The organism is Paenibacillus sp. S29, assembly GCF_049319765.1.
GTDB classification, from domain to species: domain Bacteria; phylum Bacillota; class Bacilli; order Paenibacillales; family Paenibacillaceae; genus Paenibacillus; species Paenibacillus polymyxa_B.
In genome coordinates, this window is record NZ_JBMOUI010000001.1 from 479,837 (window position 1) to 496,285 (window position 16,449).

18 protein-coding genes and 1 pseudogene are annotated in these 16,449 nt (G+C 47.1%); 8 read left to right on the forward strand and 11 right to left on the reverse strand.

The features are described from left to right. Positions 1–228: 228 nt before the first annotated feature. A complete protein-coding gene (locus ACL9RM_RS02215) occupies positions 229–1,713 on the forward strand; it encodes a phytoene desaturase family protein (RefSeq protein ID WP_250266853.1) in 1,485 nt (494 codons plus the stop codon). A 25-nt stretch (positions 1,714–1,738) separates the two neighbouring features. Next, positions 1,739–2,353: a TetR/AcrR family transcriptional regulator gene (locus tag ACL9RM_RS02220; RefSeq protein WP_250266852.1), complete on the forward strand. Its 615-nt coding sequence runs from the start codon at positions 1,739–1,741 to the stop codon at positions 2,351–2,353. Positions 2,354–2,361: 8 nt separating this feature from the next. On the opposite strand, the gene ACL9RM_RS02225 is transcribed toward ACL9RM_RS02220, so the two are convergent. After that, a complete protein-coding gene (locus ACL9RM_RS02225; RefSeq protein ID WP_250266851.1) occupies positions 2,362–3,810 on the reverse strand; it encodes an SMI1/KNR4 family protein in 1,449 nt (482 codons plus the stop codon). A 17-nt stretch (positions 3,811–3,827) separates the two neighbouring features. Next, positions 3,828–4,193, reverse strand: coding sequence for a hypothetical protein (locus ACL9RM_RS02230; RefSeq protein WP_250266850.1), 366 nt, complete (start codon positions 4,191–4,193; stop codon positions 3,828–3,830). Positions 4,194–4,481: 288 nt separating this feature from the next. Here ACL9RM_RS02230 and ACL9RM_RS02235 point away from each other — a divergent pair, with 288 nt between their 5' ends. Next, the gene (locus ACL9RM_RS02235) at positions 4,482–6,119 is read left to right on the forward strand and encodes a DUF6138 family protein (RefSeq protein WP_250266849.1); all 1,638 of its coding nucleotides are present in this window, start codon (positions 4,482–4,484) and stop codon (positions 6,117–6,119) included. On the opposite strand, the gene ACL9RM_RS02240 is transcribed toward ACL9RM_RS02235, so the two are convergent. Together ACL9RM_RS02240 and ACL9RM_RS02245 are read right to left on the reverse strand one after the other, a co-directional pair. Then, complete coding sequence (locus ACL9RM_RS02240) at positions 6,109–6,468, reverse strand: DUF7716 domain-containing protein (RefSeq protein WP_250266848.1); 360 nt, start codon at positions 6,466–6,468, stop codon at positions 6,109–6,111. The genes ACL9RM_RS02235 and ACL9RM_RS02240 overlap by 11 nt on opposite strands. Continuing rightward, a complete protein-coding gene (locus ACL9RM_RS02245) occupies positions 6,449–7,108 on the reverse strand; it encodes a hypothetical protein (protein ID WP_250240659.1) in 660 nt (219 codons plus the stop codon). The genes ACL9RM_RS02240 and ACL9RM_RS02245 overlap by 20 nt, the downstream gene beginning before the upstream one ends. A 375-nt stretch (positions 7,109–7,483) precedes the next feature. Here ACL9RM_RS02245 and ACL9RM_RS02250 point away from each other — a divergent pair, with 375 nt between their 5' ends. Beyond that, positions 7,484–8,023 (forward strand): hypothetical protein, encoded by a 540-nt coding sequence (locus ACL9RM_RS02250; protein ID WP_250266847.1) that lies wholly within the window; start codon positions 7,484–7,486, stop codon positions 8,021–8,023. Between the two features lie 3 nt (positions 8,024–8,026). On the opposite strand, the pseudogene ACL9RM_RS02255 reads toward ACL9RM_RS02250, so the two are convergent. The 7 genes and pseudogenes from ACL9RM_RS02255 to ACL9RM_RS02285 form a co-directional block, all read right to left on the reverse strand. Continuing rightward, positions 8,027–8,143: pseudogene (locus ACL9RM_RS02255) on the reverse strand (Imm26 family immunity protein); the annotation flags it as partial. Between the two features lie 2 nt (positions 8,144–8,145). Next, positions 8,146–8,706, reverse strand: a complete 561-nt coding sequence (locus ACL9RM_RS02260) for a hypothetical protein (RefSeq protein WP_069290572.1) — start codon at positions 8,704–8,706, stop codon at positions 8,146–8,148. After that, entirely contained in the window at positions 8,690–8,935 is a 246-nt protein-coding gene (locus ACL9RM_RS02265) for a hypothetical protein (RefSeq protein ID WP_069290571.1), read from the reverse strand. Before ACL9RM_RS02265 ends, ACL9RM_RS02260 begins: the two co-directional genes overlap by 17 nt. 73 nt (positions 8,936–9,008) lie before the next feature. Further along, on the reverse strand, positions 9,009–9,638 hold the full coding sequence (locus ACL9RM_RS02270; RefSeq protein ID WP_250266846.1) for a hypothetical protein: 630 nt from the start codon (positions 9,636–9,638) through the stop codon (positions 9,009–9,011). After that, positions 9,629–9,820, reverse strand: a complete 192-nt coding sequence (locus ACL9RM_RS02275) for a hypothetical protein (RefSeq protein ID WP_422759353.1) — start codon at positions 9,818–9,820, stop codon at positions 9,629–9,631. Before ACL9RM_RS02275 ends, ACL9RM_RS02270 begins: the two co-directional genes overlap by 10 nt. Before the next feature lie 58 nt (positions 9,821–9,878). Continuing rightward, positions 9,879–10,523, reverse strand: coding sequence for an immunity 50 family protein (locus ACL9RM_RS02280; protein WP_250266845.1), 645 nt, complete (start codon positions 10,521–10,523; stop codon positions 9,879–9,881). 39 nt (positions 10,524–10,562) lie between these two features. Beyond that, a complete protein-coding gene (locus ACL9RM_RS02285; RefSeq protein WP_422759354.1) occupies positions 10,563–10,832 on the reverse strand; it encodes a hypothetical protein in 270 nt (89 codons plus the stop codon). 393 nt (positions 10,833–11,225) lie between these two features. Between ACL9RM_RS02285 and ACL9RM_RS02290 the strand changes: the two genes are divergently transcribed. The 4 genes from ACL9RM_RS02290 to ACL9RM_RS02305 all read left to right on the forward strand — a co-directional run bounded on the left by ACL9RM_RS02290 (position 11,226) and on the right by ACL9RM_RS02305 (position 16,405). Continuing rightward, complete coding sequence (locus tag ACL9RM_RS02290) at positions 11,226–12,875, forward strand: DEAD/DEAH box helicase (RefSeq protein ID WP_250266843.1); 1,650 nt, start codon at positions 11,226–11,228, stop codon at positions 12,873–12,875. A 208-nt stretch (positions 12,876–13,083) separates the two neighbouring features. Continuing rightward, a complete protein-coding gene (locus ACL9RM_RS02295) occupies positions 13,084–13,986 on the forward strand; it encodes a cation diffusion facilitator family transporter (protein WP_013312377.1) in 903 nt (300 codons plus the stop codon). A 91-nt stretch (positions 13,987–14,077) separates the two neighbouring features. Continuing rightward, complete coding sequence (locus ACL9RM_RS02300; RefSeq protein ID WP_165177805.1) at positions 14,078–15,091, forward strand: LCP family protein; 1,014 nt, start codon at positions 14,078–14,080, stop codon at positions 15,089–15,091. 150 nt (positions 15,092–15,241) lie between these two features. Next, positions 15,242–16,405, forward strand: a complete 1,164-nt coding sequence (locus ACL9RM_RS02305; RefSeq protein WP_250266841.1) for an AI-2E family transporter — start codon at positions 15,242–15,244, stop codon at positions 16,403–16,405. The last annotated feature ends 44 nt before the right edge of the window (positions 16,406–16,449 follow it).

A 16,449-nucleotide genomic window follows, 5' to 3' on the forward strand; every position in this document is an offset into this window, starting at 1 on the left:
TACATTTTTGGGTGTTTTTTATAAAAAAAAGTTTACTTCCGCAACGGAGGATTCTACAAAAATCCTTAAAGCAGCTTACAATTAGAAGTGGATATGTCGAACTCATGGTATTCATCTATAGCGGGCAACCAAGATACCGGGCTTTTCAACGGTAATATTGTGGTATATAATCTCCTTAACTTAACAGTGTTAATTTATATAACGATGTTAACAAAAGGGGATGAAATCATGAACCCATACGATGTTATTGTCATCGGTGCAGGACTGGGTGGCTTGTCCTGTGCAGCAAGACTTTCCGCGCTCGGTTACCGAACAGCTGTTTTTGAAAGCCATACTTTAGCTGGCGGTTTCGCAACTGAATTTACAAGAAAGGGATATACCTTTGATGTCTCCTTGCACGGTGTCGGCGGACTCGAGGAGGGCAGCTTCGGTCGACTGTTAAAGGACTGCAATGCGGACCAGCGAATTGTTCCCCTCCGCAAAAAGCACCCGTACTCCATTCGTTGGGAAGGACAGACCATTGATATTCCGTCCGATGTTCAGGAGTATGTGCAGCTCCTCAAAAATATGTTTCCTGCTGAGGTGTCAGGCATTGACAGTTTATTCGCGGGCATTCGCCGTTTTGAAACAGGCTTTTCTGCTTTTTCTACTCTCACTTCCTGGCGCAAGGCGGTTGGCCTGCTCAAAGCAGGAACCTTCTTCCGTTGGACGCAAATGACGACCTGGGAAGCTGTAAGACAATTCGGGTTGTCTGAACGATTCACGGAATTTTTTACCGCGCTGTGGGCCTATTATGGATTGCCTCCAAAGCGGCTTGCGGCCTTGTATTTTTTCATTCCCTGGATCGGCTATCATTTGGAGGGGACGTACTACATTGAGGGAGGCGCACAGGCTTTATCCAATGCATTGGTTGACGCTATTAAGTCAGCGGGAGGAGAAGTTCACCTGCGCAGTCAAGTATCTGAGATTTTACTCGAACGCGGTAAAGCAGTTGGAGTCCGTCTGAAAAAAGGCGATGTATATAAAGCCAACTGGATTGTGTCTGGTATCAGTCCCCATCATACGTATGACCGCCTACTGGAAAACCATGATGCTGCCCGTCGTGAGCTGGAAGCTGTCAGCAGTCTGGAGACTGGCACGTCTCTCACCCAGCTATATCTGGGATTATCATGTGAGCCTCATGAGCTTGGCATCACCGAAGAAGACTTAATCCTGTGCAATGAGCCGGATTCGGAAACAGACTATGAAGTTATGATGAGCGGCCAGTATACCAAAGGCAACTGGATGCTCACGAATTATAACGCCATGGACCCTAAGCTTAATGAACCGGGAAAGGGTGTCATTGCAATTACATTTTTGGACAGATTGGAGAACTGGCCTGCCGCACGTCCCGAATATAAAGCCCAAAAGGAAGCCGTGACACAGCAGATACTGGGATGTCTAGAACAGCTGTATCCGGGTTTTCGCAGCAAGGTAGTGGTGGCCGAGTTGGGCACACCGCGCACGATGCAGCGTTATACCGCTAATCCCGACGGGGCCGTTTATGGCTACGCACAAACGGTCCGGCAGTCCGGTATAAAAAGACTGAAGCACAAATCAGCCGTGAATCGTCTGTCATTGGTAGGGGCCTGGACACAGCCTGGGGGCGGGTTTCAAGGGGTTATGAACTCGGGTATAATGGAAGCTGATCGTATCGCCGCCAAATTGGGGTAGGCAGAAAGGGCAAGTACATCTACTCATGAAACATATCAAACGCCGAGAACGTGAAAGCAGTGAGATCCGCCGGAAAATCATTGAGGCCGCCCGGTCGCTTTTCCTGAATCAAGGATATGCCGAAGTCTCCATGCGCAAAATTGCGGATCAGATCGAATATTCACCAACAACTATTTATCATTATTTTGCCAATAAGGAAGCCGTGGTCCGTGAACTGCTGGTAGAAGGAAATACCTTGTTCCTGCAGGCTCTTCAGCGGCGTGTGGATGAAGCACAGGCAGCGGGATTGAACGCTCTGGACACACTGAAAACGGTATCTGATGCGTATGTTCGTTTTGGAACGGCTAACCCGGAATATTACAACATCCTGTTTATCAGCAACCTGGAATCTGTAAGCTTGGTCAGCCTTATAGACAGTGGGCGTTTTAAAGGCTTTGAGCTGCTTGAAACTGGGCTCAAAGCCGCTATGGAGGAAGGCTGCATCATGCAAGGAGATGAGCGCCTGATCGCCAGATCCGTATGGAGCATGCTGCACGGATTGACTTCTTTGCTCCTGAATTTTGAACTTCCTATGGCAAAATCCAATGATGAATTGATCGCATTCACTATAGATACTTTCCTCAGGGGGTTAAGCCGCTGACGCAGCGGCTAACTTTCTTTACCTCGCATCACTCGTACATGCGAATCCGCGTCTGAAAGCTGCTTAAGCACGGCTTCAATGCGACGTTTATCTTTTTTGAGCATAACGAGCTGCAAAGAATCAAGAAGCAGATCTGAGATATCGGCCCAAGCATCTGCTTCCAGAGCGGGAAGAAGATCCCGATGAATCATGATATCCAGCGCCTCCGTTGCAATTTTCTGATGAAGCTCGCTATCGGATAGCCATTCAATCAACTGCTCAGCTGTAGGACGGGAGTGAGCGAAAAGTATTGCCCAGCCATCCACCGGATGATTGACTTTATCCCGCATCCAGTTAATGATCTGTGGTGAACGAAAATGCTGTAGCTGCCCATTAGCGGTGTATCCTTCTAATTTGTCTTCTGCAGCCGAATCCTGTAGCAGGTGATTGCAAACACATACCAAGCCTTCCTGCTCGGGTAGGCAACGGGCGCTCAGATAGGCACGTGTGGACACAAATGCACCCTTAGCATGTAGGGTATTGTTTTGAGCTAAAGATGTCCATGCTTGCGCGGTTTCTGGTTCCCATAAGGAGCGGACCCAATCAGCAGCCCCAATCCCCGCGGTCTCCCCTACCAAAACGGCCCAAGTAGAGAATGGAACCTGGCTATGTTGAATGTTCTGCCAGTGCTGCTCCCAGGCAAGAAAAATATCCTTTGGATCATAGGCTTGAAAAGCCTGCAACACAGCAGGATGATCTACGCCATGCATGGTGGTGTAATGGATCAGCGTCTCCAACGACTGCGCATCCTCCAGTTTCATCGTGCAAAACATGTTCAACCAGCGTAGCCAGAGTTGCAGTGGTGGGCTGTTTAGCTGAATGCCATGCTCATCGGCCACTTTAAACCAATCCCATAGCCATAGCCCGTGCAAGGTGAGCATGGTGTCTATATAGGCAGGTAGATTTTCCGCAAGCAACGTGAACTGGTCCAACTCGTGATGATAGCAGAACACCGCTGGCTCTGTAGTGGATGTCGCCATATCAAGCAGTATCGGATCACCCGCACCATTATAATTAAGGATCAGATATCGTTGCTCGTCCGCTACCGAGTCGGTATCTTCCCCATAGGATGTAAAATAGCCAATATACTCATGATTCCAGCCAAACTCTCCTGTGATATCGTCTAGGATACTCTGCTCTTGTTCAAGATCATTGCTGTTTTTATATGAACACTCCGGTCCATCAGCTACAATACAGTGTGTGGGGAGGCACCATAGTAAATTTAAGCTGCCACACCGCTGTATTAATTCAGACAGGGAGGCAGGCAAAGGCATCTGCAGCCGTTCCTCCAGCTCAGTTAGTTCACCTGTAGAAATCTCCTCCGTCAAATGGTATACCACATCAGGCATCCCACTTTGTCTAAGACGATCAACGACTTGTTCCAGTTTTTCTAAGGTTTGTGCAAAATGTACTGTCATTCGTATTCGTCCTCCTCTTACTCTACAACCCGATAATGCTCTTTTTGCAAGAATGCTAGAATTTCATCACGAAGTGCTATCGCTTTCGGTTCATAAATGATCGCCACTTCGCGTCCATATGCATAGTTAAAACGCACGTATCCGCCTAGAGTCTGAAGAAAAGCCATGCAGATATGCTCATTTTCAATCCATAGGTTTGAGGAAAAATGCTGTTTAAACCGCTGAGCCAATGCTTGTATGGATGCCGGAGCGAAATCCAGGGCTTGCTCGTTCGGATGGGCTGGATTGTAGGCCTCGGTCGTATCCGGGGGATTAAACAGTAGGAATGTTGAGGCTTTGTCTGGGCTGACAGGTTCGAAATAACGGGGAAATGGTTCCATCATTCCGAATTCATCCCGTAAAATATGTTCCAGTGTTTCTGTGAATGGGACTTGAACATCTAAAGTCTTCGTAGTAATGATCTCCGAGTGTCGTGGCAGCCACCGTCGTATGTTGTGTGGAAACCCAATACATGTAGGATACACCTGCTTTCCGGCACTCTATCTATAGGGATAGAGATCAAAAGTAAATGAGAGATATGCTATAATTAGGAAATAAAGTAGTTATAGATTAGTCTATCTTAATTCCATAGGAATTACAATTTGTGAGGGGACGAAGGAGGAACACATCTTATGACAACATCAGGGGTACAAGCCTACATAGATCCAATTTTTGAGGCGATTGATGAGGCGTACGCTTCTGAGCAAAAGCGCATCGCCGAATTCCAAATCAAAAGTGTCCTTCACGAAGGGATTCATGAATACTTAAAAGTTACCTGTAAGAAGGATGGGCTGTGGGTGGATACCTACGAACCGTTTGATTGGGATCATCGTAGACCGGACATGGAGATTTCTGGTTTTACGGAGGGGGTAACACTGCAGCAGGTTCAGGACGAATGGATGCCTGTGTTTAGGGAACGGATAGAGGCGCTATTTAATTCGGAAGAATTCAGTTCCATGTTCTTTCGTTATCGGCTGGATTTTCATCTGGAAGTGGTCTTGGAGAATAAGGCCAATCATTTTACATTCTCACTCCTAAATGAAGATAAACGGCAGCAACTGTTAGCCACTATCCAGCAGTTTGTGGAGCAGAAGCTCAACCCCTCCAGTAAAGCTATCCCGAAGGAAGAGGACGATTTCTTCTTAGTGAGACACTTGCTTGATCCTCATTTGTACGCTATAGATGCCCAGCGGGTGGATGAGTTGCTCCATATAATGGATGCCAAAGTGAAGGTCAGCCGCAAGCGTGAGGAAGCATGGAGGTATCAGCTCAACAGTGGCTTAAAGCATTGGGCTGAAGATGAATTTTTGCTGAAGTATGCGGATCGGGAAAAAAGCTATGGGCTGGATTATAAAGTGAAGCCCGATATTCTCCCTTCGAAAATTCCCACGCCAGCCATGGAGATGTTCCTGCTTACCGCGATGCGGGTGGGTTCGACCGATGCCGATGCACGGCAGAAATATTTGGAGATTGCTGCACAGCTAGGCTCGGAGCAGGCTTCCGTGTGGCTTGAGAGCGGATCAGGAAGCATCCCAACGCTACATACAAGCGAGCGAGTCATCTGCCAAGCCAATGATATTTTGCAAACGCTGGAGGTTCAGATTCGTTCAGAGGAAGAAGAAAGCTATAGAGAAGCACTTGTATATTTATGCGATATTTTAAAGAAGGGCTTTACCAAGGAATATCGGATGAAGTTCAAAAGCAAGGTGAAAAACTACCTGCCTGTACCCAAGTTGGCTAAATCTACGGTACATCGTTTCTTCGCCAATGCACTTGAGTATCCGTCGCTGCATCCGTTGCTGGCTGAATATGCCGAAACCGTGATGGAAGAATTCAAATGGTATAACGATGTAGAGCCCGGTGAAAAGTCGGCGATGCCGGGAACCTATGCGGTAATGGGATTAGGACTGAAAGGAACGAACTATTTCCCATTAGTGAATCGTTATATGAAGCTGGTGGACAGTGAACATCAGTCCGTACAGAACGGTTACGCGGCTGCTTTTGCCGAAGCGCATGGGCTAACACCTGACACGATCCCCGTTTGGACGAGGATTCTACTGGCAAGCAACGAGTCTGCCAAACCACTGAAGTCATCCGGAATCGAAACTGTAGAGCAGGCACAGGTACTGGTGGAGGAGCTTGAGAAGCTGGAGGACTATGAACAAGAGGTGCTTGTTTATCGTATATGGGGTGGCGCGAAGAAACTAAAAAACAGCCTGAAGCAGGCTGTCCCTGAGGTGAAAGAGTTGCTGGAGACGCTTATTCCATAAAAGCATCATATTCATGATAATATCGCAGTCCCTGCGCAATGCGTTCAATATCCGGCTCGCTTCCGCTGTGGCGTAACACTTCAATGACATCCTGTACAGTCGCCACCTCCAGCCAAGATTGCACGTGATGGTCTGGCAGAGATGCAGGGATACTTTCATCACGATGATTGGTGACGGTGAGACCGGCATCCTCCAGCTCCCACAATTCTTCCTCGGGAATGATGTAGTAGGTAGAATTGAGCGGATTACTTTGGACATGTTTCAGATTGGCAAATACCCATTCATTGATTTCTGTTTGGTCAACGGCATGAACTAGTGCTTCAAGGCTGTCAAAAGTTAGTATGCTCATGTATGGAGGCTCCTCTCTTAGCTGCTGGCTTATGCTGTAGCTTTTGTAATATCTTTAAGATGGCCTGGCGATTCTTCGCATCCTTAATGTACTTGGGAATGGAATGGGAAGCCGTACGCATCATACCGGATGTAGGCTTTTCCCGCAACTCGGCAGAGATATAGGAGAGCAGGTAATTCAGGTGTATCCGGTTAAGAGCCCAGACAGGTTTACCCCGATAGTAATCAAGGAAGTACAGCTGGAGCTGGAAAATAGGGTCTTTTCCGTTTTGGATCACGTCCGTATGCCATTCGCGTGATTGAACACGATGCACCGGAACCTGATTGCGTGTCTCACAGTGCGGACAGTTTATATTCGTATTTTTATGGAGTTTCGTTCGGTCATCATGGATTTCGATATTAAAATACCGTTCGCAATGGTTGCATACGCCGCGTGCATAGAATGTATAAGATTCTGGCTGCTGATACGTGTAGTAACAATGAGAGCATCGAACAACGTAATAACATTCTTTTTTGGATCTGGAAATAAAAGCTTGGCCCTGACAACGGGGACAGTGAACAGCTACTTGTTCTCCTCTCCGGATCACGGCGGCAAAGTCATATTTATATCCATGTTCATCTTTGAAGCGCTTTTGCTCCATATTCGTTCCTCCTTTTCGGAAAGAGCGTAAAAACGTACATTTTATGATTCATATGTTATAATATTCCTCAACAACAGAATGGCTTAGATGGGCGGTCGGCTAGTCTCCTGTAAAGGAGGTGACGGTCCTGATTCTTTCCTTCCATAAAAAGAAATAGACCGCCCTCGACAAAGGCAAGCGGTCTATTTCAATGATCATCCTTTGACACGGCTACCGCCCTTAAAAGCGGCTGTTGCCAAAGAGTGAGGATGTTGGCGCATCTTCACTCTTTTTTTAGAATATACATCTTATTCCCATTTTAACACTTGAAAATGGCCTTTTCAATGCACCGAAGGGTGAAAAGGTGAATAGGACGTGCAAAAGGAGAGGGCGAACATGAGCATTTTTACAGGGCTGCAACGTCCGCAGTTTCAGGCTTATTATGATGAGGCTTTTCTAATAGAACATCGTTTTGAAAATGGTATGGGTTTTCCGCCTTCTTATATAGATTATGTCAAAACTCTTGGTTACGGGCGACTATGCGGCTTATGGAACATTCATATTCCTCTTGGCGATCACCCGGATTCATGGCTTCATCGTTATCATGACTGGCGGGCCTGGTTTGATGATTTACTCGAATCGGAAGAGGTTTTACAAGAAGCGGCGCTGGAGCCAGATGGCTTTCCAGAACTTTTGGAGCATGCGGTTCCCTTCGCTTCCAGTGAAGGGAATGACCTGCTGATTTGGGATATTCAATCGCCTGATGAACGGGGAGAATTCCCAATCTATGCTTTGAATCTACGCACATGGGGCAATTTTCGGTATGCAGCCTCGGATTTGTATAGCCTCGTCGAAGCGTTGGTGGATGAAGAGCGCGTAAAGTCGGTATTGGGCACAGATCGTACACCATTCCCTTATACATTCGAGCCTTTTTAACAACGCTTTTTTGAATCTACCATACAGTGCGCAGATCACCTGACATACCGCAAATCGGCCGTCATGCGTGGGAATAACAAAAATATCGCCTTCCCGATGTTTGATTCTTTTGAACACCATCGTCAGGCCAGCTCTTCCTGAATGATCTCTGTTTTTAGACCTTTAGCGCTGGTAATCGTAATGCTGATCGCATCATAGCCGTTCCGCTTCACATCTTCAAAATCGCATCGTTCGCCGTTGATCAGCTCTAACTGTCCATTCTCATCCACATCGTCTGCAAACTCGTCATCCCAATCCACATTATAAAAAGCGGTCAAGCTTACCTCGAAAGTATCTTCACCATCTTCGTCCAGATAGGGCAGCAGGGGAGTGCGATTGTTCTGCTGTTCCTTGGTATACACTTCGCATAGCAGAGCATCGTAACCATGGCGGGTTCCGTCAAAAATCACGATCTGTTCACCTGTGACTGCATCTTCTGCAATAATGAGCTGGGGTGCAAATTCAGTTACAGCGATTAGCTCGTCCATAAGCTCTCCATAATAAAAAATGTGGAATTTCGTATGTCCGGCCTGTGAACAGAGCTTACCTGTCCACTCCTGCTCGACCCATGCCTCCGGGTTTTCGGGTACAACCCAACCTTCCAAATAAGCCGGTCCACATTTAGGATTATGTATTTCTGTCATCAGTAGGCCTCCCTCTCTGCTCGTTGAGTCGTTCAATTACCTGGTTAAAAAACGTTGTAAAGTCTGTTGCCACCAGATACAAATGTCCACATTGGTCCTGCTCTGCAATATCATAGTTCAGTTTGTCATCATAAGCATGAAGATGTGTGCGGTCCCAGTAGTACACATACGGGGTGTATTCATTACATATCAGAACGTAAAAATTGTCGCCCGCATCTGCACCAATCAACAAAGCGTTCTCGACATGATTGATTTCATCCAGAAATTCATTATTAATCGCTAGCGGTGCATCATTTGTGAGATCATGTCATAGATAAGGTGACGATTTTATTGTTCTCATCCACATCTACCTTCACATTCACTCCCAGCTTGTCCTTAAACAGCTTACTGATATTGATATAGTCATCCTTTACCGCACGGCTTGATCTACCGGTTGTACGAGTCATCCCAGCGGTGATGATGGAATGGACGTATGTTTTATCGAGCTTGGCTTCGGGATTATAGGTATAAATAATCTGTTCCTGCTGATTGTAATAATGGGTTAATTCCGTGTAGTCGTTAGCATTCTCATACTGCTTTTCCTCACGCACATACTCAGGATGGTCCATGGTGTAGTGGACTCCCCCGTCGAGGAAAGGATTTTCCTTGGAGGGTCGGAGTTCATAGTGTCCGTAGGCTAGTTGAAACAGATACTCTATGCCCGAGCCCTTCGCCTGATAGTAGAGCTGACGATTGTCCCCTTTTTTATCTATAGCGGTATAGCTGCTGATTAAAGGCCAGGCATCATACTTTTTATCCTTTACCTCAATGGCAAGCTTGTAATGTACAAGCACCTTTTCATTTTGAAATAATCCAAAGCTGCTCATAATGAAATAGGCAGGCACACATATAATTCCGATAATCAATATGAATATAAATATTCTTACACGCATAAGTAGAGTGATTCTCCTTTGGATGTCGATGATGTGGACAGCTCCCGTTTGGCAGATGCACCGAATTCCTCATGCTGCAATAATTGCTTCAGAGCATGTTGTGCGAAAGGCATGCTTTTATGTGCGCGAAGCAGTGCAAAAGCGGCCCCCTTGACTAAGATATATGTATCACTGCGGATCAACTCTCATGTCTGTAGTTCGATAAAGCTTCTTCCGGTCCGCAGCTCGCGAGCCTCCTGTTTATTCATTCAGTTCCTTAATCTCTGCGCGGATACCTCTGCACAGAAAGCTACCTGACAGTCCCGACAAGGCATCGATATCAACGACCATGTCTGCTTCTTCATAGCGGAAATCAAGCTGTAAGATGATGTTTTCTGTTTCTACAGGAGTTAATACATGTTCTTTGGTTTCCAGAAATGTAAAAGTCACTGCATAGCGTGGGACGTCTTTTGCTGGAGCTTCAGGGATTACAGGTGCCTCAGCCGAAGGCTCCAGATCCGGTGATCTAGGGACAAGCACGCTAGCGTAGGATAGCTCGATCGTCAGTGTAATCTGGTCTTTCGTCATATTAGCAGCCGTAATTCGGTCATAATGAAAGGGAGGAAAATAGCCGAGCTTTTCAACAATGCTGTCTGCACCTTGAATAGAAACGGTTGGAGAGAAAGCCAGTTCCAGTCCGATGGACCCTGCCAGTTGGTCTTCATATTCTGGATTGATACGTACAAGGGCTTGTTCCGGCTCTACTTTCAAAATCGTGCCTATAAAATACTGTTTGCCATGGATCAGAACAATATCATGCGGAACGAACGGCAACGCTCCCCCGGCTTGATAATGAATGAGATATTCGTTCTCTTTTTTTTCAACCTTTTGAACTTGAATTTGCATAAATTGCAGCCTCCTAGGGTTAATGGTATGGCGGATTGTTTAAGTGTGTGGTAAAGGGAACGGAGCCCACGATTGAAAAACATACTTCATATCCGGTGTATCCTGTTCGAGCATAAATGGAACAATATCCATAATAGCGCGTGCTTTACTGCCAGCATAAAAGTTACGCGGACTGTGTAGCAGCTTGTGTGCCTTTAACCACTGGCTCAGCTTCATCATAACGTCTTCGACGATGGCTTGGTCGATATTTTCATAAACGTCCTGACGGATTGAAACGAGCATGCCGCAATGATTAGAAGATTGGCACATGGGGTCATTGGACAAAAGAATGTGTACACTTCCGGCGTTGTCCCTTTGGTATATGACGGAATTACCAATTCTTATACCATAATATATGACATGAAGATCGAATTCACCTTTTACATTGACTGTGGTACTGTTCATTAAAATCGTTTGGAAACCAGTTCAACTTCGCGTATACTAGGAAAGTCATACATGGAACGGGCCTGAGCCGCATGGCGGCCGTATGTTGGTTACATGAACAGATTCAACGATAACGGATAAGCTCCCTTCCTGAAAAGGGTAGAATGAGAACCGATACAAAAATGGGAATTCTGAACTATGGAACGATAGATGTCATATGGCACATGAACCTATTTTACGTGACACATATTGAATACAGATAAGGGAAGTGAATACCACTTGAAGAATTTTGCAGCATTAGGCGTAGAGCAGCATTGGGTAGAAGCCTTGAAAGAACAGGGAATTTCATCCCCAACCCCTGTACAGCAGGAGTCGATTCCACTGTTGATGGAAGGTCAGGATGTTATCGCCGAGGCACATACGGGAACCGGGAAGACGCTTGCGTTTTTACTGCCGATTCTACAAAAGCTGAATTTGGATAAGCGACACCCACAGGCGCTCGTGATTGCACCTACGCGTGAACTGGCGCTCCAGATTACGGAGGAAGCAAAATGCTTGGCTGCTACGGAGCCGAACCTTTCATTACTGGCTGTATATGGAGGACAGGACGTAGAGCGTCAGCTTCGTAAACTGAAAGGCGGCGCACAACTGATTATTGGTACACCTGGGCGACTGCTGGACCACCTGAGACGTGGCACGCTGGATCTGGGTGGCATTAAAATGCTGGTCCTGGACGAAGCTGACCAAATGTTACACATGGGCTTTTTGAACGATGTGGAGACGATTCTTCAGGAGGTTCCTTACCGGAGACAGACGATGCTGTTTTCCGCTACGATGCCAGCCGGTATTCGCAAGCTGGCTCGTGTATATATGAACGAACCCGTAGATGTCAAAGTGAAATCCGCTTCTTCCGTTCCGGTGAGCCAAATCCGTCAGGTCGTTGTGCAAACAACAGACCGTGGTAAGCAACAGGCATTAGTGGATATGCTGAATACAGATCGTCCGTACTTGGCTGTTATTTTCTGCCGTACGAAGCGCCGGGCTGCCAAACTGAACGAAGAGCTGCAAGAGATGGGCTTCGAGAGCGGTGAGCTTCACGGAGATTTGTCCCAGAACAAGCGGGAGCAAGTGATGAAGGCGTTCCGGGAAGCGAAACTCCAATTGCTCGTAGCGACTGATGTAGCTGCACGCGGCTTGGATGTAGAAGGCGTCACGCATGTCTTTAACTATGACATGCCGCAGGATGCCGAAAGCTACATCCACCGCATCGGGCGTACCGGCCGTGCCGGAGGCAAAGGCGTGGCGGTGACGCTCGCTACGCCAAGGGATGTTCCAGAGCTTCGGAACATCCAAAGAGTTGCTGGTGTCACATTCACCAGCAGTGAGGGCGGCGGACAGCGTAGACCTGCTTCCGATACGGCTGATCGGCAGGGTCGAGAACGCCGTTCGGGCAGAAACGACCGTCGTTCCTACGGCGGCAACGACTCTGGCGGTGGGCGCCGGGGCAGCGGCCGCGAACAGGCGGGCCGTCGTGATGCCATAGGCGGCGAACGCCGCTCTAGCCGCGGCAGCAGCGAGCGTGGCGGGTATGACCGCAGTAGCGGCGGTTCCGCACGCGGAGGTCAGGGCCGCTCGGCAGGACAAAGCAGCGAGCGTGGCGGATATGATCGCAGTAGCGGCGGTTCCGCACGCGGAGGTCAGGTCCGCTCGGCAGGACAAAGCAGCGAGCGTGGCGGATATGACCGCAGCAGCGGCGGTTCCGCGCGCGGAGGTCAGGGCCGCTCGGCAGGACAAAGCAGCGAGCGCAGCGGATATGACCGCAGCAGCGGCGGTTCCGCGCGCGGAGGCCAAGGTGGCCGCGGTGGACAAGCCAAAGGCGGCCCGCGTGGTGGTCAAGGACAAGGAGGCCGTCGCGGACGGTCCAGATAGTTAAAACAGGAGTATTCTCATAGAATGCTCCACTATGGTTATCATAATAGCCCCGGGGAGGCTCATCTTCCGGGGCTATTGTAATCTTCATCCATACCGCTGAAGGAGCGGCACCATAAGATGACATGAGTAGCGGAGCTACCTTGAAATATACGATTAGCGTTTAGGTTACATTTTTCAAAAGATAAATTTGGAGGGGTTATACATCATGCAGGAACAGGATATGGGCAAGCGCGCCATGGTCTCAGCATGGATCAGCCTGATTAGCAACATCCTATTAACCGGCATTAAGATTATTACAGGACTTATGTTCAACAGTAAGGTGCTGGTAGCCGATGGTGTGCATAATGCCGGAGATGTGATTGCCTCTGCGACGGCACTGGGAGCGATGCGCATATCCAGCCAGCCGCCGGATGAGGATCATCCTTATGGTCACGGCAAAGCAGAAGTGATCGGTGCAAGCGTGGTGGCGGTCATATTGTTTGGAGCGGGCATATTTATCGGCTATCATTCCATTGCAGCACTGTTCGAACCGATGCCACAGGAGCATATACTGGCTTTGGTGGCCGCCATTATTTCCTTGCTCTGGAAACAGTGGCTGTATATTTACACGATTCGTATCGGGAGAGCGGCCAATAGTCAGGGTCTTATTGCAACGGCAAAAGATCATCTCGCTGATGTGTACGCCTCTGGGGCTGCTGTACTGGGTATCGGCTTAGGGCTAATTGGGGAGCACTGGAGCATTTCAATCTTATCTTACGGCGACCCTATTGCGGGATTCGTAGTGGCATTGCTAGTTCTGAAATTGGCGTGGGAAATGGGCCGTGAATCCATAGATGTGCTTATGGAAAAAGCGATTGCAACGGAGGAAATTGAAAGCTACGCCGCAGCCGCGCTGAGTGTAGCCGAGGTTCAACGTATTGACCGTATCCGTGCCCGTGAGCACGGCCATTATATCATCGTGGATATCCGCGCTTCAGTGGATGCCTCTTTGACGATTCAGCAGGGACACGATATTATCCGACTGATTAAGGGGGCTGTTATGAAGCGGGAACCGCGGGTTTATGAGGTGCTTGTCCATTTGAATCCATGGTATGCGGACGACCACTAGAACAGACGACACAAATTGACAGATAACTTGCAGGAAGGGTATGCTTTTAAAAGCCGAACGATGATGAATAAAAGCGAGGTTACCCGAAAATATGCGAAAATTTTTAAAATGGTTAGGCATTTCTGTGACTGCAGCGGTTCTTTTAGTGGGCGGTTATTATACGTATTCTATTTATCATTTTACGAATCAAATTTCGGTTGCTTCCGGACAGGATTCGAAATTCAAACCGCAGGCACAAACTCAAACCAATGTACAACCTGTAGAGGTATCGCTCCCACCGGAATGGGATGGGACAGAAAGAGTGAATATTCTGCTGCTAGGCGGCGACTCCCGTGGAGAGGATTCAGGGCGTTCTGACTCCGTTATGGTTGCTTCTATTGATCCGGTTACGAAAAAGGCTACACTTATGTCGATTCTTCGTGATACGTACGTCAATATCCCAGGTCATGGGCAAAGTCGATTGAATGCTGCTTTTTCCTACGGTGGACCGGATTTGACCAGACAGACCGTGAGCGACCTGCTGGGCATACCGATTCAATATTATGTATATACTGATTTTAATGGCTTTATTGCGCTGGTTGATTCTGTGGGTGGTATGGACCTGGATGTCGAAAAAGATATGCACTATACCTCCAAGGCAGATAAACACCAGTTTGATATTGATTTGAAAAAGGGAATGCAGCACATGGACGGTAAAACAGCCTTGCAATATGTACGCTTCCGTCATGATGCAACTTCCGATTTTACGCGTACGGAGCGGCAACGCAAATTTATTACCGAGCTTGGCGGTAAAATTCAGTCAACCTCATCTCTAATTAAACTGCCGAGTATTCTAAATAGCATTTCTCCTTATATTGAAACGAATCTCAGCACTACGGAAATGCTGCAATTGGCTTCATTGGGCTTTAATATCGATGCAACAACAGTAGCGAAGCAGCAAATCCCGCCGAATGAATTGGTGCGCGGGGAAACCATTAAGGGTGCGCAGGTGTTGGGTGTAGACGAAAGAAAGCTCAAGCGCTTCATACAGAATCTTTTTGAACAGGAGAACAAACCTGTGACCACGACGGTGGATGCTGCAACCACGATAAATGATACTCCATAACCCTCGAAAGCAAGCGAAGTTCGTACGATGACGTACAACTTTGTTTGCTTTTGTGTTTATTTGGGTATAACCTTGTATATTTTGTTCCAAAAATATATCGTATCTATGAAGAACGTCTACTCATTTGTATAAAGAGAAGGGGAATGTGGTGTGGAAATAACTCCGGCATGGAAAGACCGATTCAAGAAGTTTTTTCTGAACAACAAGTTTGTGTTATTCCTGCTGGTACTGCTGCTGATCGGCTTGAATATCTTGGTGCTTACCAAAATTTCATACATATTCACACCTGTCATGGTGCTGTTAAAAACGATAATTCTCCCTGTCATTTTATCCGGCGTGTTGTACTATCTGTTCAACCCGTTGGTTGATGTATTGGAGCGTAACAAGGTGAAACGAGTATACTCCATTGTTGTACTGTTTTTGCTTATTATAGGGGTTATTGCGATTGTAGTTACATCGGTGGTACCTGTAATCCGTGATCAAATACAGGGGCTTATCCAGAATTTCCCTGACTATAGCGAGCAAGTACAACGACAATTTGAGAAACTGATCGGCAGCGATTTTGTAAACCAGTTCCAGAACACCATTCAAATTAATCCATCTGAGCTGGCCTCCAAAGCTTCTGAAAAGTTATCTAGCTTTATTAATAATGCATGGACGGGTGTGGGCAGCTTTTTGGGCGTGGTTACAGAAACGGTACTTGCGATTGCCACGGTTCCATTTATTCTGTTCTACTTGCTAAAAGATGGACACAAGCTGCCACAGTTTATCCTGAAAATGCTCCCGCCTATGTTTCGTAAAGAAACAGATCGCATTATGACCGAGATGAATCATCAGGTCAGTTCCTATATTCGTGGGCAGATTATTGTCAGCTTCTGTATTGGGGCGCTGTTGTATATTGGTTACCTAATCATTGGATTAGACTACTCTCTGACGCTTGCAGTCATTGCATCCTTTACGAGCGTTGTCCCCTACTTAGGTCCCGTCATTGCCATTACACCTGCGTTAATTGTAGCCTTGGTCACCTCACCGATTATGCTGCTCAAGATGGTTATCGTGTGGACGGTCGTACAGCTCATTGAGGGTAAATTAATTTCTCCACAAATTATGGGCAAATCTCTTCGGGTACATCCGATCACGATTATCTTCGTTATTCTGACCGCAGGCAATTTGTTTGGTGTGGTGGGAATTGTACTGGCGGTTCCGGGGTATGCTGTCTTGAAAGTAATCGTTACACATTTGTATAGTTTCTTTAAAAAACGTTCGCATCTCTATGAGGCGGATAAAGGGAACGCAAGTCTTTACGAAAAATAAAATTTCCCACTATAAAATTGATATGGGCCCCTCTTGGGTAACTG

Coding starts and splice junctions, on each gene's coding strand:
- ACL9RM_RS02215 (WP_250266853.1), top strand. CDS start 229: ATGAACCCATACGATGTTATTGTCATCGGTGCAGGACTGGGTGGCTTG.
- ACL9RM_RS02220 (WP_250266852.1), top strand. CDS start 1,739: ATGAAACATATCAAACGCCGAGAACGTGAAAGCAGTGAGATCCGCCGG.
- ACL9RM_RS02225 (WP_250266851.1), bottom strand. CDS start 3,810: ATGACAGTACATTTTGCACAAACCTTAGAAAAACTGGAACAAGTCGTT.
- ACL9RM_RS02230 (WP_250266850.1), bottom strand. CDS start 4,193: ATGATGGAACCATTTCCCCGTTATTTCGAACCTGTCAGCCCAGACAAA.
- ACL9RM_RS02235 (WP_250266849.1), top strand. CDS start 4,482: ATGACAACATCAGGGGTACAAGCCTACATAGATCCAATTTTTGAGGCG.
- ACL9RM_RS02240 (WP_250266848.1), bottom strand. CDS start 6,468: ATGAGCATACTAACTTTTGACAGCCTTGAAGCACTAGTTCATGCCGTT.
- ACL9RM_RS02245 (WP_250240659.1), bottom strand. CDS start 7,108: ATGGAGCAAAAGCGCTTCAAAGATGAACATGGATATAAATATGACTTT.
- ACL9RM_RS02250 (WP_250266847.1), top strand. CDS start 7,484: ATGAGCATTTTTACAGGGCTGCAACGTCCGCAGTTTCAGGCTTATTAT.
- ACL9RM_RS02260 (WP_069290572.1), bottom strand. CDS start 8,706: ATGACAGAAATACATAATCCTAAATGTGGACCGGCTTATTTGGAAGGT.
- ACL9RM_RS02270 (WP_250266846.1), bottom strand. CDS start 9,638: ATGCGTGTAAGAATATTTATATTCATATTGATTATCGGAATTATATGT.
- ACL9RM_RS02280 (WP_250266845.1), bottom strand. CDS start 10,523: ATGCAAATTCAAGTTCAAAAGGTTGAAAAAAAAGAGAACGAATATCTC.
- ACL9RM_RS02285 (WP_422759354.1), bottom strand. CDS start 10,832: ATGTGCCAATCTTCTAATCATTGCGGCATGCTCGTTTCAATCCGTCAG.
- ACL9RM_RS02295 (WP_013312377.1), top strand. CDS start 13,084: ATGCAGGAACAGGATATGGGCAAGCGCGCCATGGTCTCAGCATGGATC.
- ACL9RM_RS02300 (WP_165177805.1), top strand. CDS start 14,078: ATGCGAAAATTTTTAAAATGGTTAGGCATTTCTGTGACTGCAGCGGTT.